A 24,014-nucleotide genomic window follows, 5' to 3' on the forward strand; every position below is an offset into this window, starting at 1 on the left:
ACTTCATAAACGATGCTTGCATTCGTTTACTACTATCTTGCATCATACTTTAATTTTTATAACTTTTTTATTAAGCCTAAATTTTTAAAATTTGGGCATCATCCCCATTTTACATAAACTAAAACCGACTAGTTAATTTAGGTATGAGTTCTTCACTTTTTGAACCATTTCCACTCATTCTGTTTATTTCAAATGGATACAAATTATATTTTCTAAGCTGAAAATTTCAATCTGTTTATCAGATAACAATTTTTAAAAATCACTTTGATTTTCTGCATAAAGTTTAATCAGTATAAGGATAGGAAATATATAGATAGGATAATAGCAACTTATAAGTAAGAAAGGAAAGTGCACTTTATATGTACATAGATATCAGTTTAAAATTAATAATTGGACTCATCTGTCTATTGGTTTCACTTCGATTTTCTGGCAAAAAATTAATGTCACAATTAACACCTTTTGATTTTTTGCAAATTATTGTTCTTGGCGCAATTGTCGGAGGTGTCATTTATAATCCTAAAATCGAGATTCATAAACTGCTTTATACGCTTCTACTTTGGCAAATACTTATCTTTATAATCGAAAAACTGACACATAGTAGAGGAGTACGCAAAATAATAAAAGGGGAAGATTCCATTTTAATGAGTAATGGAAAACTTAATATGGATGAATTCCAAAAAAATGATTTAGCAATGGAACAGTTTCGTACTATGTTAAGAATGAACGGGATTTTCTCTTTAACAGAAGTGAAGCATGCACAATTGGAAACAAACGGAATGTTAAGCATTGTAAGAGTTAATGAACCTGACCCTTCTGCCTTACTAATAAGTAATGGTGAATATGTAGATAAAGAATTCAGACGAATAGGCAAGACAAAAGAGTGGCTTAGCAGCCAATTAGAGGAAATGGGATATGAAGATAGAAAAAACCTCTTTTGTGTAGAATGGACAAATGGCAGAGGATTGCATGTGACACCTGCGAGAGAAAAGTAGAAAAAATAAGGGTAAAAATAAAAAAACGTCTGCTCCACAAATGGACAAATTCAAAGTTTTGTGTGTAGGCTTTTTTTTTTCCATTTTTTATTTACATACACCACTAAGCATGTTATTCTTTTTAAGAATTATAATTCCAATTTAACCAATCGGAATTATTACATATTGTATTAGGAGGAATTTTCGTTGAACTTTTTATCTATTTTAAATATTATTTTTTTATTAGTGCTTCTTAGTATTTTATTCTATATGCAAAAGAAGCATGTCTCCTTCTCCAAGCGTGTTTTTACTGGACTGGGACTAGGCATCTTATTTGGAGTTATTTTACAATTGTTTTATGAGCCAACTTCAGAAGTCATAATAACATCGAATGACTGGTTCGGCTTAATAGGTAATGGCTATGTGAAGTTATTACAAATGATTGTTATGCCACTTGTGTTTATTTCCATCATCTCTGCATTTACACGATTAGAAAAGTCAAATAACCTAGGAAAGATCAGTGGTCTTGTGATAGGAACATTATTACTGACAACAGCAATTGCTGCATCACTTGGAATTGCATCCGCTATTGGGTTTGATTTAAAAGCAATTGATATTAATTCTGGTGACGCGGAGGCACTTCGTGGTCAGCAGTTAGAAGAAAGTTTAGGAGAAGTACAAAGTACAACAATTCCACAAAAAATACTTGGATTTCTTCCTGCAAATCCATTCTTAGATTTAACGGGAGCAAGACCTACTTCTACAATTGCGGTTGTTATTTTTGCAGCATTCATTGGAGTTGCCTTACTTGGAATAAGACGAAAAAATCCTGAGCAGGCCGAATTTTTTCAAAAGATGGTTGAAGCAGTCTATTCAGTGATAATGCGTATAGTAACACTTGTATTACGTCTTACTCCATACGGAATTCTTGCTTTAATGGCAAAAACAGTTGCAGGCAGTAATGTTGATGCTATATTAAAATTAGGGAAATTTGTAATTGCTTCTTATGCAGCATTAATCGCCATGTTTATCGTTCATTTAGTTATTCTAGCCGTATTAGGATTAAGTCCAAAAAAATATATAAAAAAAGTGCTTCCAGTATTAACCTTTGCTTTTACTTCTCGTACAAGTGCTGGGACACTGCCATTAAATATTGACGCACAAAAATCAAAATTAGGCGTTTCTGAGTCTACTGCTAACTTTGCTGCATCCTTTGGTGTATCGATTGGACAAAACGGATGTGCTGGTATTTACCCAGCAATGGTAGCCGTTATGATCGCTCCAACAGCAGGAATTAATCCTTTGTCTCCTTCCTTTATTGCGACATTAATTATTGTCGTAATGATTAGTTCATTTGGAGTTGCTGGTGTAGGTGGAGGCGCTACTTTTGCAACATTAATCGTGCTTTCGACCTTAAATTTACCAGTTGCATTAGCAGGGTTATTAATCTCTGTAGAGCCATTAATTGATATGGGACGTACTGCATTAAATGTTAGTGGGTCAATGGTTTCAGGAGTCGTAACAAGTAAAACGCTTGGAGAGTTAGACACGGACATATATAATTCGGATGAAGATCTTTCATCTGAAAATAAAGCATCATAAATTATGAAGAAGCTGGGACATAAGTATTCCAGCCGAAGATAAACCCGAACCATGATACGAAGATGTAAAAAGTATTTCGTAATCATGGTTTGGGTTTTTTATTTATATAAAAAAGAAGGTTTGCGGTAAACACCCGCAGCCTGCATACACTTCGCTTTCCGTGGGGCTCGGCTTTAGCCGCTTCTTCCCAGCGGAAAGCGAGTGTTTGTAGCGTAATGGAACAACATAGTTTTCATACTTAACTACTCAAACTTCGCACCATCAAATTCGTTTCCAAGTCTTGAGGTTACTCGGTTTAGAACAATAAAATGGGAGGTTTGTTTTTTAAAAGGTGAAAAAGTATATACTTTTTGAAATGTGAAGGCTGTCTAGCTTCGCCGTACAGGATGTACAAGTGCCGGCCAAGACATAAGGACGTGGCGTATTTAGCCGGTCAGCGCCTAGCCCCGGTGAGTATTGCCTCCATCCTCTAAAAGTAAAAAACACTTTTTGAGTCTGGAGAACATTTTTCTTCGGAGCTAAACAAGGCGCTTGCGCTTTTCTTATGGGGTTGCTTTCCACTACGGGTTGCTTCGCTTTCCGCGGGGTGGGAGCTGAGCCTCCTCGGCGTTGCCTTGCGGGGTCTCAGCCTTCCCACATTTCCCGCAGGAGTCTTCGCACCCTCCGTTACAAGCAACTTGTTTTAGAATACGTTCTTGTCTTCGAATTTCATTACAAGGTATTATTGCTAAACCATAGTAGCGTTGTTTTTTTATGTTATTATTCAACGTTATTCTACTAAAATGTGTCGCTTTTAGTCTATTCAATAAAGTGGGTGTTTTTACCAGTTCAACGACAGCAACTAATGATCAAAAACGGCTTGATTGGAGTGGAAGGTGCGAGACTCCTGTGGGATTAGCGAGACAGCTGAGACCCTGCAGGCCAAGGGCCGAAGCGGCTCAGCGCGAGCCCCACGGAAAGCGAGCATCCTGAAACGGAAAGAAAGCCCCTATTTATAAGGAGATTAATCAATCCCCCTTTTCTCATTGCTCTAAACCAAGTTATGCTAATACATGAAGAGGAATTTATAACTGCGAAGTTTGAGTTAACTAGATGAAAAAACATAAATAACCAGTATAGGGAAGTAACCATTTACGTGCTAAATTAGAGCATATTCGTCTTTACCTATTACCAATTAGTTCAGACAAATTAAAACTCATTTCTTTATTCTATACAATCTTTTTCTGGATTCAAGTTTACTTGTCGCCACTTATCGTTGCCAATTCTGCGAAATTGGGCTATCTCGATGTCCGTTCCATTGGTTAAAGTAAAGAATATAAAACAGTAATCAGCCCCATCCTTTCCATGAAAAGAAATGTATTTCACATACTCTTTTTGAATCATCGGGTATTTTTTCTGAATAAACGAACACCAACTTCCATATTTCACATCAATAACAGATTCTCCATCATGACTCCAGCCGTGATAAGGTGCACAAAGAAAATCCTCGGTATCCTCTTGTATTGCTGAAATCCGATAACCATCTTCTTCATGAACAAGCTGAATAAAGCCGTACGTATAACCAAAGTATTCCGCTTTCTTGTGTTCAAGTACTTCGATCGTTTCGATTTCATAAAAGAATTTTATTGTCCCTTTTTCATCGGGCACTCGACAAAGCTTAATTAAACTGGTATGCCCTATCCCAGTAAAAAGTCGAATAAATGCTTCATACTTTACTCTTTTTTGATAATCTTTTGAGAAAAAATTATAAGCTAATGGAAAAGGATATTGCGCTTGCCCAATTGATCCGCAGCTTCGTTCTTCCATAAAATAAGCTTCACGTAAAAGGCTGAAATAGTTGAGAAGCGTGTTTTCAGGAGTTCCAGTCCAATCGGCTGGAAGCAGAATTTGATTATATTTTTTATCATAATAAGGAACAAATACGTCAAAGTTTTCAAACCGTCCATTCAGAGCAGGATGGCAAGAAGGACGGAAATATTGATTATTTTGTAATGGCACAACTATCACCCCATTTTAGTTTATGGGCAAATAAGATAGAGGTGTCCGCTTTCTTTTTTTTCTTCGTTTGCTTCCCCACTTCATTTTCAAAATTTGGAATGATAACGAGCGTAGAGTCACTTGTTCCAAAAATTTTTAAAAAATAGATGCTGTCATAGCTGGAGCAGTTTATGAGCCGAATAGCTGCTATTTATATTCCTCCACACGGTTTCGTCCATTTAATTTTGCCTGATAAAGGGCTTGATCTGCATTCTGTACAAGCTGCTCCATGTCTTCTTCCTTCGTAACATAACTTGAAGCAATCCCCAAACTAATTGTCACTCGATCAGAAAAAGGGGAATATTCATGATTTATTTTCATAGAAAATATAGCTTTTCGTATTTTTTCTGCAAGCTCATAGATTGCTCTATTATCTAAATCAAATACTGCCATCATAAATTCCTCTCCTCCAAACCGCGCTGCAATGCTATCAGCGGAAGGGAGACAAGATTTCAGCTTTTGCGCAACTAACTTCAGACTCATATCGCCTTCTAAATGTCCATAGTTGTCATTAAATTGCTTAAATACATCAATATCAAGCATGATAAGAGAAAGCTTTCTTTTTTTATTGACGGCCTTTAAAGCATCTTCTACATATTGCTGACAGCCTCTTCGATTTGGAATTTGTGTTAATTCATCGATCAAACTCAAACGCTCAAGCTTTTCGTTCACTTTCATAAGTTCTCTATTAATGTTCTCATTTTCTTCGATTTTTAATGACAGCCTGCTATTTGATTCTGTTAGAAGAAGTCTATTAAAAAAGCCAGATGCATAATTTGTATATAATATACGTGATGCAAGCCAACAGAAAAAAGCAAAAACTGCTAGATTAATATAGTGTCCCATTAAAATAGAGTGTGAATGCTGAAAAAATGGCAATCCTACAACAAGCACCAATATTGGGAGCAGATACAATAAAAGCATTCTTCTATTCGATGCGTGAAATAAAACAGAAACACTCATAAGGTTAACTGCAAATGCCATTACATGTCCATACTCGCGCTGATCAACCAAAGTAACTACTGCTCCCCATACTAAAAAGAAACTAATAAAGATCAATAAACCCATTTCAAACCTTTTAGCATTTCTTTCCGTAAAAGAGCCTTTTCTTTCAAACCGGTGTATATGCAAAAGCATTAAACAGCTCATTGTTAATAAGAAAAAATATAATAAGAAATAAACAGGAAAATTAAATTTGCAACCGGTTCCAATCGCGGCAATCATATTCACTAGAATTAAAATAGATTCAAATAAGCATACGACCTTTGCAAACAGCTTACTCCGCTTAATATTTTCATGAAATAAATGCTTTGTAAGTAATTTTTCTTTTTCAGGAGATATTTTTAACGTAATAAATGCGTTTTTTAATTCCATAACCATCCTCATTGCCTTTTTTTACTCATTATACAAAATATAATATGGAGATGATAGATTTCTTTTGCTAACAAGAACACATTTCCTATTTATTAAATACTATTTTACTGGCATTATGAACAATTTCTTCTATGAAAGAATGAACCAAGCACGACCTTTAATATTTTATCCATCTAAAAACCTACTTCTTTATTCCTTAAAGAGTGTGACCCTTTACATAGACAGCTTTCATATGTTAAAACTAATAAAGATAATCATCCATATTCAATTCATAATTTAATAAATACATACCACTAGGGGTGCTTTTTAGCTGAGAGAGACCATTGTCTTAACCCTTATAACCTGATCTAGATAACACTAGCGGAGGAAAGAGGTATTGTAATGGAATTTTGGCAACATATTATATGCTAATCATTCATTATAATGTTTATTCAAACACTTCTTTCTAATAAAAAAAGAAGTGTTTTTTTGCGTAAAAAGGAGAGGATTTACATGGCAGAGATTGTACAGTCCCTTGTCCAGCAAGTGGAGGAACGAAAAGAAGAGTTAATTGAATTATTGAAAAAGCTGGTATCTTATAAGACACCTGCACCGCCAGCAAGAAATACAAACGATGCGCAAGAGTATGTAGCCAGTTTGCTGGAGAAATCTCATTTTTCCATTGATAAATGGGATGTATATCCAAATGACCCGAATATTGTTGGTGTATTAAAAGGAACGAATTCATCCCATTATAAAAGTCTCATTCTAAACGGACATATGGATGTGGCAGAAGTAAGTGAAGATGAACAATGGGAAAGCAACCCATTCATGCCCATTGTAAAAGAAGATGTGATAATTGGACGTGGAGTGGCTGACATGAAAGGTGGTTTAGCTGGCGCATTGTTTGCCATACAGCTTTTTACAGAAGCAGGTGTAACATTCCCAGGTGATTTAATTTTTCAATCGGTTGTAGGAGAAGAAGTTGGGGAGGCTGGAACACTTCAATGCTGTAAACGCGGCTACTCCGCAGATTTTGCTGTTGTAATGGATACGAGTGATTTACATATTCAAGGTCAAGGTGGCGTTATTACTGGTTGGATTACGATTAAAAGCAAAAAAACATATCATGACGGGACACGCCGCAATATGATTCATGCTGGCGGCGGAACGTTTGCAGCGAGTGCCATTGAAAAAATGGCTAAAGTTATTCAAGGTTTACAAGAACTAGAACGTCATTGGGCTGTCACCAAAAGTTATCCTGGTTTTTTACCAGGTACGAATACGATTAATCCTGCCGTTATCGAAGGCGGACGACACGCAGCGTTTATCGCCGATGAGTGTCGTTTATGGATTACCGTTCATTATTATCCAAATGAATCCTATGAACAAGTGGCAAATGAAATAGAAGAACATATTTTACATGTGGCAAAAGCAGATCCGTGGTTAAAAGAAAACCCTCCAACATTTGAATGGGGAGGCACATCAATGATTGAAGATCGCGGGGAGATTTTCCCATCATTAGAAGTAGATAAAAATCATGCCGGGGTTCAACTGCTTGCACAGTCTCATGAACAAATATTTCACAAACAAGCCATCATGGATGTATCACCAAGCGTGACAGACGGAGGTTGGCTCGCCGATGCAAATATTCCTGCAGCAATTTACGGACCAGGAGATTTGCAAAATGCTCATGCTGTTAATGAACAATTGTCCCTCCATCAGCTCGTTCAGTATACAAAAGTAATGATTGAATTTATTTATAACTGGCTCCATACAGAAAGGCGTGAAAATGATGATATTTAGTGAACGTTTATATAAAAATATTCAGCCAATTTGGCGTAAAGTCCATGTTCATCCATTTATACAAGGAATGGGTGACGGCACTTTAGATAAAGAAAAATTTAGATTTTATATGATTCAAGATTATATCTATTTAATAGACTACGCAAAGCTGTTCGCATTAGGTGCAGTAAAAGCAACAGATGTAGAAACGATGGGGAAATTTGCGGCACTCTTGCATTCCACATTAAACGAAGAAATGGCTCTTCACCGTATATATGCGAAAAAGTTTGGAATTAGTGAGCAAGAATTAGAACAGGCAGAGCCTTCCCCAACAACGTTAGCTTATACACATTATATGCTGCATGTTGCGCAAAATGGTACTTTAGCAGAGCTTGTTGCAGCCTTGTTACCATGCATGTGGAGCTATTGGGAACTCGGCAAAGAGCTAAGCCAAAAGTCAGGAGCAATCGATGATGAATTTTACGGAGAATGGATTTCGATGTACAGCTCCATTGAATTCGGCGAACTTGTCACATGGTGCATTCATCTATGCGACAAATTAACCGAAGGAAAACCAGAAGCAGAACTAAAGAAATTAGAAGAAATTTTCTTAAATACAACTCGTTTTGAATATATGTTTTGGAATATGGCTTACCATCAAACAATGTGGCCGATGGATGAATAAATTTCGTTAAGCTTGTTGGTGCACTGCTTTGCAGGAACCCTTATTTCAAGTAGACACTCATGCAACCACAACCAAATTTGCACGATGGCGCATGAAAAGAAGCAGATTTCTATTTTATTCTATGACCTAAGTTGAAGCAGAGAGCAGGCGGAATACACGAAGACTCCCGTGGGAATTGCGGGACAGGCGTGGCCCCACAGGAGTGAGCTCCGAGGCGGCTCGGCGCACGCCCCATGGAAAGCGAAGTGTATTCTGACTGCGGACTTATCGAGAAAGCCAAAGCCTCTTTCAAGGTAGTCCCTAAAGATAAACGAAACCATAAACATACCTAACTTATTAGCCCCTTGTTAATTCTTGTTTCCCCATCGCATAAACGAATTGTTTTGCTGTATTTGTTATTCGTTCTAAATCTTCAGATGTAAACAAACTAGGTAGTTTTGTTAGATTGCTTCCTATCCCTACTGCAATCGCACCAGCATCTAGATAATCCCGGATATTATCTACATTGATTCCTCCTGTTGGCAATAGCGGAATATGCGGAAGCGGCCCTTTTATTCCTTTAATAAAATCAATCCCAACAACATTAGCAGGAAAAACCTTTACTGCATCAGCTCCTAAATTATACGCTTGATTAATCTCTGTTGGTGTCATTGCACCCAAAATACATGTTTTCCCATTGTTTTTTGCTACCTTGATAACATCCTCTTGAACGGTTGGTGTAAATATAAACTCTGCTCCTGCTTCTATCGCTCGTTTCGCAGTTTCTGCATTTAATACCGTTCCCGCTCCAATAATAACTTCTCCCTTTTTGTAAAAATCAACTAACTTTTTAATAGCTTTTACTGCATGCGGGTTTTCCATCGTAATTTCTAAAATCGTAACCTTCCCTTTTCTTAATGCTTCTGCCAAATCAATAGCATTATCTTCCGTAATATCACGAATAACTGCTGTAATCCCTCTGTTTTTAATTTCTTGTAACAAAATAATTCCCTCCCAGTTATAATTATTGATTTATTTCTTTGAAACAACTACAATTTACCTATGTCAAGATTTATCAACAGGTCTAATTGTTTGCAGACAATTAGGCCTTTTTTAATGCAGCGTTTTGAACCGGCTTTTTATTCAAAAAGGAATTGCCAGCTTTTACTGCAATAATCGTTAAAATGGCTCCAATTATTAATGCACCTGCTAATAACAGGTACGAAGAGGTAAAACTTCCTGTAATGGAAGCGATTAAACCAGTCAGATACGATCCAACAAATGATCCAAGTGCTCCCATACTATTGATCAACGCCATTGCTCCCCCTGCAACATTACGTGGCAAAATTTCCGGAATAATCGCAAAGAATGGACCATATGGAGCATACATAGCAGCACCGGCAATAACTAGCATGCTATAAGAAATCCAGAAATGGTTAGCAAAGATAAAGGATCCTATAAATGCAATGGCACCTATTAATAGAAACGGCCAGACAAACACTGCTCGATCTTGCTTTTTATCAGAAAAAAAGGAAACAAGTATCATAGCGGTTGCCGCAAAAATATATGGCACCGCAGCGAGCCAGCCTGTCGCGACCATTCCCATATCGGAAGCGCCTTCAATAATCTTCGGCAGCCACATAACAAAACCGTATAAGCCTAAACTCCATAAAAAATACTGTGCGCAAAGCAAAATAACTGTTTTTGATTTAAATGCCGTTTTATAATCCTTAACTTCTTTTATCCCTTTTTGTTCTTCCTCTAATGCGGATTGAAGATTTGCTTTTTCTTGTTTAGATAACCATTTCGCTTGATTTGGATGATCACATATTAAGAACCACCAAAGAATCGCCCAAATAATCGCTGGCAAACCTTCCGAAATAAACATCATTCTCCACCCAAAATTTTGTACTAAATAACCTGAAACCACAGACATCCACATAACCGTTACAGGATTTCCAAGTATTAAAAATGTATTTGCTTTTGAACGTTCTGCTTTTGTAAACCAATGACTTATAAACACAAGCATTGCTGGCATTACTGCTGCTTCTACAATTCCTAAAGAGAACCGAATAACCATTAACGTCGGAACATTTGAAACCAAACCAGTTGCTGTAGCTAACATCCCCCAAACAATAAGCGCCCAAAACACCAATTTCTTTGCACTCCGTTTTTCAGCAAAATTAGCACTTGGTACTTGAAAGAAAAAGTAGCCTAAAAAGAATAATGATCCTAATAAAGAGGATGTTGCTGCCGTAATCTTTAAATCATGCTCTAAACCAGAAGCTGCCCCAAAGCTATAATTGGCACGATCCAAATAAGCTAAACTATACGTAATAAAAATCACCGGAATTAAACGCCACCATCTAGATTTTGCAAGTCCCTTATTCATTACACATTAGCCCCTTCTCTATGATTATTTAAAAAATCATTTAACTGTTCTCTCGTTGGATAGCCATCATGATCACCAGGAGATTGTACGGCTAAAGCTCCAATTGCATTACCGCGCAAGATCGCTTCTTTAATTGGCAGTCCTTCGATAAGACCACTAATAACTCCTGTTGCAAAACCATCTCCTGCCCCAACCGTATCCACTACATCCTCTACAATAAAACCGCTTACATAACCTTCTTCATGATGTGATTTGTAATAAGCTCCATCTGGCCCTAATTTCACAATCACTAATTCCACTTTTTCACTATTATTAAAATCAAAGTCCGCTATTTTACTAGCATCCTTAGAACCTGTCAAAATCTCTCCTTCATGAATACCTGGCAAAATAATATTGCATTGAAAAGCTGTTTCATTGATGACAGCAATCATTTCATCTTGTGATTTCCACAATTTTGGCCGCAAATTCGTATCGAATGAAACAGGTATCTTCTGTTTTTCCGCTACCGCTAATGCTAAGAGTGCGTATTGACGAAAGCTTTCGGAAACAGCCAATGGTATGCCCGTCATATGCAGATGCCTTGTTTGACGAATATAATCCTGATTCAGTTCCTTTTCTGATATTTTGCTAGCTGCTGTGTTTTTTCGAAAATACTGAACGTCTGGATCGCCAATTTTTGTTTTTGCCTTCAACTGAAATCCTGTCGGGTTTTCTTCATCCATTAGAATTTGCGATGTATCCACTCCTTCCTTTTGTAAATACTGCCGAATATACTTGCCAAACGAATCATTTCCGACTTTACTCATCCATGAAACTTTTAATCCTAATCGTGAAAGTCCAACAGCTACATTTACCTCGGCACCAGCCAGCGCTTTTGTAAAGTGATGGATATCCTGTAAATTCCCCAGTTCATCTGCCATAAATAAAGCCATTGCCTCTCCAAAAGTTATCGCATCTAATTTGTTCATAACTTCGCTTCCTCCTGACAATTCTTACGTATTAATTCCACATAATACTTGGCCTTTTCATCTGATTTCAGCGGAAATTCTATTGCGATAGGAACATTGTTTATTGTCTGAATAGCTTGCTTCCATTCGGCGCCCTCTTCATCAATTAAAGGAATGGTGACACATATTCCTTCCTTTTTCACCACTTGTTTTAGATGAAGATAGCCCACATATTCCTTACATTCTTTTAAAGCGGTTTGAAAACATTGATTTACATACTGCCAATTACCTGTGTCAAACACGAGCGGAATATTCAATTGGTAACCTTTACATTTCTGAGCAAACTGTTTGATCACGCTAATATTTCCACCATATACTGTTTGATCATTTTCCACCATCACCACAAACCTGTCTGAAGCCTTTTGAAGAAATGACGTCCATTCTTCAAACTTCGACGTTTGCTCGTTAAAATGTCCCAGTGGAAATTTCACTATTTTAGCTTCTAAAATAGAGGCTTCTTGCAACACTTCCCATAGCTCCTGCCCATTTAATTGCTCTTTTGGATTCCAAATCGGAACAGGCGCAGAATAAACAATTTTTAATGTTGTTTGCTTTAATATAGCAGCAATTTGCACCAGATCATTTTCATTTCTAACTAGTTCTCTTCTTATTTCAATCCCTGTAGCACCTGCTTTTTTTACTCGTTCAACAAATGCTTGTTGTCCATTTTCCTTTATCATTTTTTCTTCATATGAATTTAAGGTAATAAAAATATCCTGCATACATAACACCCCTTTCATTGAAATGTAACTAGCTTATTGCTTGTTATAAAAGTTATATTATTTAATATGTTTTAATAAACCGATTTAGTATAACGTTTTCAAACTTCTTTTTTTTAGGATTTTTGAACCAGCTCTTGTAACTCTCTTACGATAAAAGTCTCTCCAATTCCATTTATGCTGTTCACAATATTTCTTGCAGCAACCCAAGCCATTTCATTCCTTGTTTCTTCCACTGCTGAACCGATATGTGGAGTGGTCAAAACATTGTCAAACTGTAAGAACGGGTGGTCTTTGCGAATTGGTTCCTCATGGAATACATCTAAAGCAGCTCCAAATAATTTTCCTTCTTTTAGAATTTTTATCAAATCCTCTTCATTAACAATCTCACCACGAGAAGAGTTTATAAAAATAGCATTTGGTTTCATTAAATTTAATTTATCATAATGAATCAAATTCTCTGTTTCTTTCATTAAAGGCAGCATTACTAATACAAAATCAGATTCTGCCATAATCATGTCAATTGCTGCATATTGTATCCCCAGTTCCTTTTCCGTTTCTTCTTTACGAAAAGCATCAAAATAAGAAACCTCCATATCAAAGCCCAATTTTGCTCGCTTTGCTACCTTTGAACCAATTCTACCAAGCCCCAAAATTCCTAATTTCTTTCCATAAACATTTACTCCGAATAAATCTTTACCGATTGATTCTGTCCATTTTCCATCTTTCACATAATGGTCTAATAATCCAATACGTCTTGCAGCAGAAAGAATTAAGGTGAAAGCCAAATCGGCAACCGTTTCATCTAATACAGATGGTGTATGCATTCCAATCACATTTCTCTTTTTCATTTCTTCTATATCAAACCCGTTATATCCAACGGCAATGTTGCTTACAAATTTTAATTCTGGCGATTTGCTCATTAATTCACAATCAATTTTATACTTATTTGTTGTAATCAAAGCAGTAATATCTTGCAAGGCTTCGGCTAATTGATCTTCCGGCATCATACGATTTGAATTCCAAATGGTCACATCACAATTATCACGCAAATATTCCTCCACATCTTCCGGAATCGGCTTCGTTACTAGTATTTTTTTCTTCACATTTCCCATCTCCTTTTAGATCAATTCGAACGGCTCCAGTTGCGGCTGAAGTTGTTACTTGTGCATACATTTGCAATAAGTTACTATCTACCTTTTTCAGCTCTCTTATAAATCCTGTTTTTCTCTTTTCTAATTCTTCTTCTGAAACAAGGATTGTTATTTCTCGTGTCGCTACATCAATAGTAATTTCATCTCCATTCTCTACAAATGCAATGGTTCCCCCTTCCGCTGCTTCAGGACTTACATAACCAATGGACAGTCCGGCTGATGCACCTGAGAATCGACCATCCGTAATTAATGCTACCTGCTTATATTTAGTTAAAATTTCTGTACATCGGTGTAATTCTCTCATTCCCGGTCCACCTTTTGGTCCTTCATACCGAATGATGACTGCATCTCCTTCTTGAATTTCTCCCTGTTCATAGCTCTCCACAAATTCCTCTTCTGAATTAAAGACATTTGCTCTTCCTTTAAATTGCATGCCTTCTTTCGCTACACCTGACTGCTTAATAAGCGCACCGTCTTTTGCTAAATTTCCTGTAAGAACTGCAATGCCTCCCTCATGATTAATTGGAGTAGCTAATTCTTTTATAATTTCCCTATCTTCAACATCAGCATGAACAATATTTTCCCCAACCGTTTTCCCAGAAACCGTAAACGCATCAAGATGGATTAACGATTGAATTTCTTTCATTAAGGCTGGTACACCGCCTGCTCGCTGCAAATCATTCGTTGTGTATAAATTATTATTCGGAGTAACTCCTGCAAGAAAGGGAATCTTGCGACTTAACTGATCGAATACGGATAAAGGTAAATCTACGCCTACTTCCTTTGCAATGGCTGGTAAATGTAAACATGCATTTAATGATCCGCCCATTGCCAAAAGGACAGATACAGCATTTTCAAAAGCTTCTAGTGTCATAATATCTTTCGGTGTCACTTTCTCTTTCACCATCTGAACTGCTCTTCGTCCTGCTTCTTTAGCTGCTTCCAACTGCTCATCTGACAGCGCTCTCATCCAAGATGTATAAGGAAGTGCCATTCCTAAAGCTTCCGATAAGCCTTGCATCGTATTTGCAGTTCCTAAAAATGGGCAAGCTCCTGCACTTGGATAATATTGATTAGTTACTTGCACAAGTTTCTCTTCCCCAATTTTCCCATCTAGGAAATCACGACGCGCTTGTTTCGATTCATACGGTTTAATATAGTTAGGCATTACGCCTCCAAGTACAACGGTTGTCGGTAAATTTAATCGCCCTGCTGCCATCAGCATGCCGGGAACAATCTTATCACAAGAACTCATCACAACCATACCATCAAATATTCCATGTGCTTTCACCATTGTTTCCACTGTATCCGCTATCATTTCACGACTAGGAAGGGAATACCTCATTCCTTCATGGCCTTGTGCAATCCCGTCACATACAGCAATCGTATTAAATTCCAAAGGCAACCCGCCTGCTTCTTTAATCCCCACTTTCACATGCTCTGCCAATTCACGCAAATGAACATGTCCTGGCACGATTTCGTTCCAAGAATTAGCTACAGCAATAATGGGCTTATCGAATTGACTATAACTAAAGCCGCATGAACACAAATGTCCTTTTAATATAGCGCGTGTATAAGGCTTTATTGTGGATAATTTGTTATTCACCTTGATTCACCTCTTTTTCTTTTTATTTAACGCTTACAAGTTGATTATATTATATAAAAATATGTTTTGGATGCTTTAATTGTGTCTGATTTCCGAATTAATAAACCGGTTTAGTAAAACGCTTTATTTTTAAATACTCTTCCTTGCTAATGAGGTTTTTTATAGAAGATTGATAAAGCTCATGAGGGGCAGTTGGAAGGAGAAGAAAAATGTAGTAGACATCATGCAAATCAGATTTGCACCATAGCTCATGAAAAGCGAAGTATATTCAGGCTTCGGACTAATGAAGAGAGACTTTTTTCAAAGTCGAAAAAACGAAGTAAATATAATATAAGGCTGTCTTTCACTCTTCCGACAGCCTTAATAATAAATGATTTAAAGACTTACTGGCGTTTTTTTGTTTTTTTATTATTTAACTTTTCTGCAGCTGTTAGCGGTTCATTTGCAAATTCATGATCATACTGATTGGATGCTTTTCCTTTTACTGCTTGTTGGTCACTAAAATCATCATTCAATTTCTTCTTTTTTTCACTCATCTTGCATCACCTCCTTTACCTATTTTTGCGAAAATTGATGAAAATTATGTAAAAAGTACTTATAGAGGTTTCGCAAAATAATTGTTTCGTAATGATATCTGTGTATATTTACACCAAATTATTATGAATTATTTTGAATGCATCTATCACAAATTGTTCAGGATTTTCCATTTATAAATCTTACCGATGACAGCCACACTAAAAATATTATTTCACTTGTGAAAACCTTTATTTTAAAGCAAAAATCACTTGTCTAAATTCCCTTAATTTGCTTCTTCCCTTTACAACTGTTACACTTATTACAAGACAAATGATTTTTTTCGTAAGTTTTTTCAATCTTTGCACTTATTGATTTATAGGGATTACTATTATTGGCGAATAACGAATTATTGATTGGGGGGCTGTTTTTTAAAATAAAACTTTTACACGGAGGTCATTAACTTGTCAGAAAATGTAGATAATAAAAGAACGAAATCAGAAATTGTTTTTAGGTCTATCTTAGCTTTAATCGGTGTTGCTATTCTTGCCATTGGTGCTACGCTTTGTAGGGTAGGAAATGTCGGATTAGATCCTTTTACTGCTATAAACATAGGAATTTCTAATATCATTGGTCTAAGTTTGGGAACTTCCCAGCTCGCTGCAAATTTAATTATCATTGTCTTTGTATTGTTATTAGATAGAAAAAGAATCGGAATCGGTACCATTATCAATATGGTATGTGCTGGTTTTATGATTGAATGGTTTTCAGAACTGTATACCACATTGTTTCAGTATGACCCGACATTGCTAACCAAGGTCGTAAATGGTATTCTCGGTTTGCTCTTCTTTACACTCGGAACTTCCATCTATATGACTGCGAAAGTCGGAGTTGCCCCTTATGATGCACTTGCCCCTATTGCATCGAAAAGACTAAAAATCAAATACAAATTTTGTCGTATGGCACAGGATATTGGATTTATGGTTGGTGCTTTAATTGCTGGGGGACCAATTGGACCTGCTACCATTATCATCTCCTTTTTTGCCGGCCCATTAATTACGTTTTGGGATACTCGCTTCAGTAACAATCTTGTTGCAAGTTTTGTAGACTTTGGCAAACATCCATCGGGGAAAAAAATTGGACATGGAATTGATAGTGCAGGAAAATACACCTACAACTTAGTAAAGTACAGCTACAATCAAACGGTTGTTACGCAAGAGAAACTCTCCGATTATTCAGATGAACAATTGGAACAACAAGTAAAACAAACACATCGAACTTTAAATCATATGAAAACTGTATTAAATAACACAGTTATTCAATATGGAATGTTAAAAAAAGAAGAACGGAAAAGAAAAAAAGAACTAAGCAAGCTGAAAAACAGCACAGAAAAATCAGAAGTTCCTGAAAAAAAGACAGCAGAACCTGAACCTAAATCCGATGCAACACATCAATAGAATTTCTGTATACGAAAGCAAAATATCGGATTGTCGCTTTAGCATTAACCTTGCTTTTATTCTGAACACCAAACAGTTCTTCACAAATATCTAAACTGCCTGTGTCCCTATTTTCGCCAATACAGGCAGCTTAGATATTATAAGAGCATTTTTAAATATATTTTACATAAGTGCTCCCTTTATGCCTGCTTAGGCTAAAAAATTACGTTTCATTTGTCTTATAAAAGGGAATAGTAAAAATGTTGCTTAATTTACGAAATTATTTTTTCAACAAAGGAGTTATTATAATTTTATGAAAGCTTTAGTTTTAACTGGAACAGAAAAAATGGAAATTCAAAATTTACCTGAACAAACTTTACAAAATAATGAAATCAAAATAAAAATGAAATTTGCCGGCATTTGCGGGACAGACAAACATTTATTTAAAGGACTTCCTGGTTCAGCACAAGCCAATCCTCCTGTCATTTTAGGACATGAGAACTCTGGAGTAATCAGCGAGTTAGGACCAAATGTGAAAAGTGGTCTGAAAGTTGGCGATCGTGTAACGATTGATCCTAACATTCCTTGTGGATTTTGCTCTTATTGTCATGATAATAAACCGCAGCTTTGTGAAAATATGGACGCAATTGGAGTAACCCGCGATGGTGGCATGGCTGAATATGTTAATGTACCAGAAACAAATGTTTACAAGATTCCAGACAGTCTTAGTTTTAAAGAAGCAGCAATGGCGGAGCCTGTTAGTTGCATGATTCATGCATTAAAACAAGTAGATATTAAAACACATCATACAGTCTTAATCGTTGGAGATGGATTTTTAGGACAATTATTCCTTCAATTTTTGGCGAATAGTGGTGTGAAAAAGGTGGATGTCAGCAATCGAAATCCAAACAAAGTGGAATTTCTGAAAAAAATTGGTGCTTCAACTGTTCTCCATCATGATGATTTGAACGAATTAAAAGATGATCAAAAGTATGATATTGTCATCGAATGTGTCGGCGTAACGAAAACACAAGAAAATGCTGTCTCTTCTGCACGCCGTGGCGGACAAGTTTTAATGTTTGGTGTTGCTAATCCTGATGATATGATTCAAATTAGCGCTTACGATATTTTCTTTAACGAACTTACCATTAAAGGGGCATTCATTAACCCTCATTCTATGAATGAAGCCATTCAAGTATTATCGAATAAATCCTTGTTGGATGTCGAAGCACTTCTTTCCCATGAGTTCACTTTAGAAGAAGTTCCTGATTTCTTGGCTGGAAATATCAATGAAAAAGTTGCAAAAGCCGTTATTAATCTGGAAGCATAATTCAGCTAAATAGGAAGATTCACTAGAAATAAAACAAAAAAACATAGCCCTGATCAACTTGTTTTCACCTAAACGAGTTGATCAGGGCTATTCTTATATCCTTTTTCGGAACTAATTTACTAATAGACATAGTACATTTAAAACGAATATTTACTCAAGTACCGCAGTAAGTTTGGTAAGGACATGACGACGCTTCAGGCAATATAGTATAGTCAGCTTGTTCAGGATTGTGGGCATATGGAGTGGAAAGAACTTGAAGAAGTCGTTCCATCTTGCTATAGTCTCCATCTTTCACAGCCGCTTCTAATGCTTCTTCCACTCGATGATTGCGCGGAATTACCCCTGGATTGTTGTTTCTCATCATCTCATGGGAATCCGCTTTCGATTGCTGCTGTCTGCCGAGCCTCTCTTCCCAGACCTTCTTCCACTGTACAAATTCTGATGTTTCAAGCAAGGCAATACCCTCATTAGTATCAAAAGTTAAAGCGCGGAAAGTATTCGTATAGTCCGCTTCATGCTTCTGCATCATTTGAAGAAGATTATCTATTAAAGCTTCGTCCTGCTCCTCTTCATTAAATATTCCCAGTTTTGCTCTCATTCCTGCAATCCAATTCGATTGATATAGTATAGAAAAATTAGAAATAGCATCCTGCGCCATTTTTACAGCCTGCTCTTGATTATCATCTAGAAGCGGCAATAAAGATTCCGCAAATCGTGCAAGATTCCAGCCGCCAATATAAGGCTGATTGCCATAAGCATAACGGCCTTGAGCATCAATAGAACTAAACACCGTTGCCAAATCATAACCATCCATAAAAGCGCATGGACCATAATCAATCGTTTCTCCGCTTATGGTCATATTGTCTGTATTCATCACCCCATGAATAAAACCGACAAGCTGCCATTTAGCAATAAGAGATGCCTGACGTTTGATTACTTCCTGAAGTAGAGAAAGATATTTATTTTCATTATCTGCTATATCTGGAAAATGCCGTTCTATTGCATAGTCAGCCAAAGCTTGGAGATCCTCAACACTACCCCAGTTTGCAGCATATTGAAAAGTGCCGACGCGTAGATGACTTGCAGCAATACGGGTCATTATAGCACCTGGCAAATCTGTTTCTCGCATGATGGACTCACCAGTTGTAACTACGGCTAAACTACGAGTAGTAGGAATACGAAGTGCATACATGGCTTCGCTGATAATATATTCACGCAGCATCGGTCCAAGAGCCGCCCTGCCATCACCCCTTCGTGAATACGGTGTTCGCCCGGATCCTTTAAGCTGAATATCGACCCGCTCACCTAAAGGAGTAATTTGCTCACCTAGAAGAAGAGCCCTGCCATCACCAAGCCTATTAAAATGCCCAAACTGATGCCCTCCGTATGCTTGTGCAAGTGGAAAGCCTCCTTTTGGTATTCGATTGCCAGCAAATACCGCTACTCCTTCTTCCCCCTGTAGCTCCTCTGCATTTAACCCTAGAGATATTGCTAAAGAATGATTAAGCTTGATCAGCTTTGGTGAACGTACTGGATTTAAGTTGACACTACTAAAAAATGCGTTTGGCAAACGTGCATAGCTATTGTCTAAATTCCATCCTGTGTTCATTATATTTTTGTCCATCGTATCCCTCTCTTCATGTTAGAGTTTGTTCAATAAGTCCGGTAAAAATGACACGTCGAAATCACCATATCCCGTGGAAAGCCGATGCTCAAAGTGAAGACGTCTCGAACTTTTTGGTCCTTTTTATCCTCCATTTAGAACACGCACTTTTATCTTTTTATTTCCTGTTTTCCTTTTGCATCAAACAAAAATACGAACTATTTTCTATTACTTTTTTTATCTTTCTTTAATGTCCACACAACGGCATCCATTTTATTTTCTACGTCTACTATCTTATTATACCCTTTCCTGTTAAACGAAGGAAAAATGACCAATTAACAGTTAGTTTTATCTAAATGAATATTCAAACAAAAAATATCTAAGCTAGAACTTGAGTATGTCAAAATGCGGATAAAAAAAAACGCACAGCAGGCTGCTGTACGTTTTTTAGATTGCAAATGCGTGATTCCCAATTTTTTTCATTACTTTACGAGTTAAAATCCAATCACTTGTTGCTGTTTCCGGATTATAGAAGTAGAGTAAATCATCGTATTTATCTTGATTCTCTAACGCTTCTTCCACTGCTTGATGAGCCTCATTATCGGCAGGTTCATGAATGGAACCATTTCGAACCGGTTCGAAAGCATTTTTTTCAAAAATAACAGCCTTGATTGTATCAGGAAATTGTTTATGTTCTAAACGATTCAACACAACTGCTGCAACAGCTACTTTCCCAACATATGGCTCACCTTTTGCTTCTGAGTGAACAAGACGAGCAAGTAACTGCTTTTCTTTCTTCGAGATTTTTACAGCAAGCTCTTTCTTTTTCATCAAATTCTTTGGCGCATCTACTTTTTCTACTTTATTAATCATACGCACATTCATTAATTTAGCTTCATTTTTGTAGATTCCTAATTTATTCGTAAATAATGTTAACGTGCTGCCAGTGTGAATAGAAGCTGCTTGGGCATTTATTCGAGGAAAAACGGTATATGAACTAATTACTAGTGTAATGGTAATAGCAAATATAAATAATTTTTTCAAATTGTAAACCTCCTGCTTTTTTTTTAGAATCTGAACAGGCCCATCTACAAGGCTAACAGGTTTACAAGCATTTCTCACTATTTAATTATTGGCAGAATTACCATTTGTATAACATTTCATAAGAAAACAAAGTTACAATTAAGAGAATACTTTATCACAGGGGAAACTTAGCAGAAAAACGATATAAACTCTCTATCTGCTTAACGATGATTTATCGCTACTTTTATTCGAATTATTAGGGGAATATAGGGAATGAGGTTTTTTCCTATTTGTTAGAAAAACAGAAGACAATAAAAAAGTGCCTAGACATTATGAACATTTCTTAAATGCCTAGCACTTCTATAAGTTTCTCACAACACACTTAATAATCTCGATTGACCATATAATTCAATAAATGTTTTAGAAAGTTCGTTTTACGAGGCACAGCTTCTAACGATTCCATTGCAAGACAGTAATGTTCCCACATTTCTTTTTTGGCACCAATAGAACCTAGGATGGAAACAAAAGTTGAATTATTGTTTTCGTTATCTTTTCCAACTGGTTTTCCTAACAGCCCCGCATCTCCTTCCACATCAAGCAAGTCATCTTTAATTTGAAAAGCTATGCCAGCATGATACGCAAATTTTTTCAAAGCATTTTTCTCTAATTCATTAGCATTGGCAAGAATGGCAGGCATGATAAGAGAAGCTTCAAACCCAATTCCTGTTTTATAAAAACAGATCTTATTCAATTGTTCCAAAGTCAATTGTTTCCCTTTGGAATCCAAGTCCATAGCCTGTCCTTTACACATATCCCCTGTCATTTGCGCCGAATATTGAATCAAAGAAAGCACCGTTTTCCTGTCAAATGCTTCAAGAGATGCCTGTTCCCAAACAGCCCTCTGCGTTAAGAAGAGACCTGTTAATTCTGCAATTGCCGTATTATATACCTTATGAAGCGTTGGACGCCCTCGGCGAGTAGCTGAATTATCTTGGGACGGCAGATCATCGAAGATTAAAGAAGCAGTGTGCATATATTCTATTGATTTCAAAAGTGGCAGGATGGCCGATTTATCTAATCCGTATTCATTCACACCCATAAACCAAGTTACAATTGGCCTTAAACGTTTTCCATCGCCTTCTAAGCTGTAGTTTGCAGCTTCTATTAATGGATCGTTAGCATCTGTAGCATCTACTTTAGCCAGCTTTAAGCTATTGTTGATTTGTGTGCGGACAGCCTCAATCGTTTGTGAAAACTCTTCCTGCTCCTTCCTTTCCTTCTTCAAACTCATAATTAGATGATCTCGAAGCAGTTTGTCAAAGAAATCAACGTCATCCGCTTTAATCACCATTTTTTGAATAAGATGATTAAACTGCTGGTTCTCAGAAGTAAACAGTTCCATTACTTCATTATATTGCTTCGTTCCCACCCGTTCTTTAAAACGCTTCAGACCGTTTATTGCACGATCCAAAATGACCTCTCGCGTCTTCTTATCAGAACGATATACGTGATGAATCAAATGAGAGATAACCGTCCAATATAATTCAAATGGATTGATAAGGTCGGGGCGTTTTTTATGATATTTCCTGTAATAAGTATATGGTGTTACCGTATCTTCCTTCCAATCATCAAACATATCGGCAAAATCATCTGCCAATTGATTATAAATGCCATAATAAAATGTTCGGCTGTCAAAACCTTCATCTCGATCCGCGCTAATGACGGAACGAACAATCAATCGGGATGAAGATGATTTTAAAATAATCGGTACATAAAGCTCTTCGTTTGTGTAATCTCCATGAGATAGATTCTTTACTCGGTCCACTTCCTGTGAATGAAAAAAAACATAGGACTGTTGAAAAAAGGATGTCAATGTCTCTGGCTCCTGATTTGCCTTCATATACTCAAATGCCTCGCGAAGTTCTGAATGAATAAATCGAATCAGTTTCAGATTATTTCCCTTCCACTTCCCCAATGGTGGAACAAATCCTGTAACAAGCGTTGTGCGAATCATATCGGTATACTGTTTTTCCTCTTCCATGGATAAGATCTTAGCATCTAGTAGATCGTCAATGAGGGGATAAGTCAGACCATAATAAAAACCTAGCTTAATCGCTTTATGCAATCTTTGTGTTCGAGTTTCAGGCAGTATTCCTTCACCCATTTCTTCCAATTCATGCATTACTACCCCAGCAATAATTTTAAGAACTTTTCGCTTGGCATGCTCCTTGTCCATCCCATTTGGAATAGTTAATGATAGCGTCCGCAATTTGTTTATTACCCAAATTACAGTAGATTCTACGCTATCCTTCTGAGCCATTCGGTACAAACTAGCCAGACTGAACATTTCTAGTTGGTCCCCTTGTTTTTGGATCAAGTGAGTTTTTAAACCGTCCACAACACGTCGAATGCTTTTCTGTGTTTCAGAAGAGTTTAAATCCTTCCCCAAATCTCGCATGTAAAGATAAGAAATACTTCTGTCCAAATAATTATCTAGCTTTCCCGTGTAATTTAGCCAATGAATAAAAGGATAATATCCTTTCGAGTCAGGCTTTCCTTTTTTTCTCGAAAAAAGGGAGAATAAAGAAGGAGGGGAAATATGCTGCTGTTTCCATGATTGAAAATCCTGCATTAAGGTAGGGACATACGTCTTTTGCATAACTTTTTCTTGTAGCAGTTGAAAATACTGAGCTGCCTTCTGCTCAGCCGATCGATAACATGCATCTGCATGCTTTAGTAAAGCCTCATCCATACGATAAATACCTCTGTTTCATTCGTTCTTCTATCTTGCTTCCTTATCGTTTCATTAACAAGAATAA

General features: G+C 36.9%; 18 protein-coding genes and 1 riboswitch. Of the genes, 6 read left to right on the forward strand and 12 right to left on the reverse strand.

Features of this window, described 5'->3' with window-relative positions; all coding sequences use genetic code 11:
- Positions 1–359: 359 nt before the first annotated feature.
- Together AC5LWL_RS16615 and AC5LWL_RS16620 are read left to right on the forward strand one after the other, a co-directional pair.
- Positions 360–992 (forward strand): DUF421 domain-containing protein, encoded by a 633-nt coding sequence (locus AC5LWL_RS16615; protein ID WP_493435354.1) that lies wholly within the window; start codon positions 360–362, stop codon positions 990–992.
- A 186-nt stretch (positions 993–1,178) separates the two neighbouring features.
- On the forward strand, positions 1,179–2,573 hold the full coding sequence (locus tag AC5LWL_RS16620) for an L-cystine transporter (RefSeq protein ID WP_493435355.1): 1,395 nt from the start codon (positions 1,179–1,181) through the stop codon (positions 2,571–2,573).
- Positions 2,574–3,776: 1,203 nt separating this feature from the next.
- Here the strand turns inward: AC5LWL_RS16620 and AC5LWL_RS16625 are convergent.
- Together AC5LWL_RS16625 and AC5LWL_RS16630 are read right to left on the reverse strand one after the other, a co-directional pair.
- Positions 3,777–4,571 (reverse strand): hypothetical protein, encoded by a 795-nt coding sequence (locus tag AC5LWL_RS16625; RefSeq protein ID WP_493435356.1) that lies wholly within the window; start codon positions 4,569–4,571, stop codon positions 3,777–3,779.
- A gap of 186 nt (positions 4,572–4,757) precedes the next feature.
- Positions 4,758–5,984 (reverse strand): GGDEF domain-containing protein, encoded by a 1,227-nt coding sequence (locus AC5LWL_RS16630; protein ID WP_493435357.1) that lies wholly within the window; start codon positions 5,982–5,984, stop codon positions 4,758–4,760.
- Between the two features lie 285 nt (positions 5,985–6,269).
- Positions 6,270–6,370: riboswitch (TPP riboswitch) on the forward strand.
- A 106-nt stretch (positions 6,371–6,476) separates the two neighbouring features.
- Here AC5LWL_RS16630 and AC5LWL_RS16635 point away from each other — a divergent pair.
- Positions 6,477–7,769: an acetylornithine deacetylase gene (locus AC5LWL_RS16635; RefSeq protein ID WP_493435358.1), complete on the forward strand. Its 1,293-nt coding sequence runs from the start codon at positions 6,477–6,479 to the stop codon at positions 7,767–7,769.
- On the forward strand, positions 7,759–8,433 hold the full coding sequence (gene tenA, locus AC5LWL_RS16640) for a thiaminase II (RefSeq protein WP_493436634.1): 675 nt from the start codon (positions 7,759–7,761) through the stop codon (positions 8,431–8,433). Before AC5LWL_RS16635 ends, tenA begins: the two co-directional genes overlap by 11 nt.
- 336 nt (positions 8,434–8,769) lie before the next feature.
- On the opposite strand, the gene AC5LWL_RS16645 is transcribed toward tenA, so the two are convergent.
- From AC5LWL_RS16645 to sspO, 7 genes are all read right to left on the reverse strand, one after another.
- Positions 8,770–9,414: a bifunctional 4-hydroxy-2-oxoglutarate aldolase/2-dehydro-3-deoxy-phosphogluconate aldolase gene (locus AC5LWL_RS16645; RefSeq protein WP_493435359.1), complete on the reverse strand. Its 645-nt coding sequence runs from the start codon at positions 9,412–9,414 to the stop codon at positions 8,770–8,772.
- A 100-nt stretch (positions 9,415–9,514) separates the two neighbouring features.
- Positions 9,515–10,804, reverse strand: coding sequence for an MFS transporter (locus AC5LWL_RS16650; protein WP_493435360.1), 1,290 nt, complete (start codon positions 10,802–10,804; stop codon positions 9,515–9,517).
- Positions 10,804–11,772, reverse strand: a complete 969-nt coding sequence (locus AC5LWL_RS16655; protein WP_493435361.1) for a sugar kinase — start codon at positions 11,770–11,772, stop codon at positions 10,804–10,806. The genes AC5LWL_RS16650 and AC5LWL_RS16655 overlap by 1 nt, the downstream gene beginning before the upstream one ends.
- Positions 11,769–12,533 (reverse strand): sugar phosphate isomerase/epimerase family protein, encoded by a 765-nt coding sequence (locus AC5LWL_RS16660; RefSeq protein WP_493435362.1) that lies wholly within the window; start codon positions 12,531–12,533, stop codon positions 11,769–11,771. Before AC5LWL_RS16660 ends, AC5LWL_RS16655 begins: the two co-directional genes overlap by 4 nt.
- 113 nt (positions 12,534–12,646) lie before the next feature.
- On the reverse strand, positions 12,647–13,636 hold the full coding sequence (locus AC5LWL_RS16665; RefSeq protein WP_493435363.1) for a 2-hydroxyacid dehydrogenase: 990 nt from the start codon (positions 13,634–13,636) through the stop codon (positions 12,647–12,649).
- Positions 13,575–15,290, reverse strand: coding sequence for a dihydroxy-acid dehydratase (gene ilvD, locus AC5LWL_RS16670; protein ID WP_493435364.1), 1,716 nt, complete (start codon positions 15,288–15,290; stop codon positions 13,575–13,577). Before ilvD ends, AC5LWL_RS16665 begins: the two co-directional genes overlap by 62 nt.
- Positions 15,291–15,673: 383 nt before the next feature.
- A complete protein-coding gene (gene sspO / locus AC5LWL_RS16675) occupies positions 15,674–15,826 on the reverse strand; it encodes a small acid-soluble spore protein SspO (RefSeq protein ID WP_493435365.1) in 153 nt (50 codons plus the stop codon).
- A gap of 441 nt (positions 15,827–16,267) precedes the next feature.
- On the opposite strand from sspO, the gene AC5LWL_RS16680 reads away from it, so the two are divergent.
- Positions 16,268–17,260, forward strand: coding sequence for a YczE/YyaS/YitT family protein (locus AC5LWL_RS16680; RefSeq protein WP_493435366.1), 993 nt, complete (start codon positions 16,268–16,270; stop codon positions 17,258–17,260).
- A 292-nt stretch (positions 17,261–17,552) separates the two neighbouring features.
- Positions 17,553–18,569: a zinc-dependent alcohol dehydrogenase family protein gene (locus AC5LWL_RS16685; protein WP_493435367.1), complete on the forward strand. Its 1,017-nt coding sequence runs from the start codon at positions 17,553–17,555 to the stop codon at positions 18,567–18,569.
- A 154-nt stretch (positions 18,570–18,723) separates the two neighbouring features.
- On the opposite strand, the gene AC5LWL_RS16690 is transcribed toward AC5LWL_RS16685, so the two are convergent.
- The 3 genes from AC5LWL_RS16690 to AC5LWL_RS16700 form a co-directional block, all read right to left on the reverse strand.
- Positions 18,724–20,193 (reverse strand): protein adenylyltransferase SelO, encoded by a 1,470-nt coding sequence (locus AC5LWL_RS16690; protein WP_493435368.1) that lies wholly within the window; start codon positions 20,191–20,193, stop codon positions 18,724–18,726.
- Positions 20,194–20,619: 426 nt separating this feature from the next.
- Positions 20,620–21,216: a cell wall hydrolase gene (locus tag AC5LWL_RS16695; RefSeq protein WP_493435369.1), complete on the reverse strand. Its 597-nt coding sequence runs from the start codon at positions 21,214–21,216 to the stop codon at positions 20,620–20,622.
- Between the two features lie 361 nt (positions 21,217–21,577).
- Positions 21,578–23,947, reverse strand: coding sequence for a polyprenyl synthetase family protein (locus AC5LWL_RS16700; RefSeq protein WP_493435370.1), 2,370 nt, complete (start codon positions 23,945–23,947; stop codon positions 21,578–21,580).
- Between the last annotated feature and the right edge of the window lie 67 nt (positions 23,948–24,014).

This window comes from Niallia sp. WK069_GA_01 (assembly GCF_983173855.1).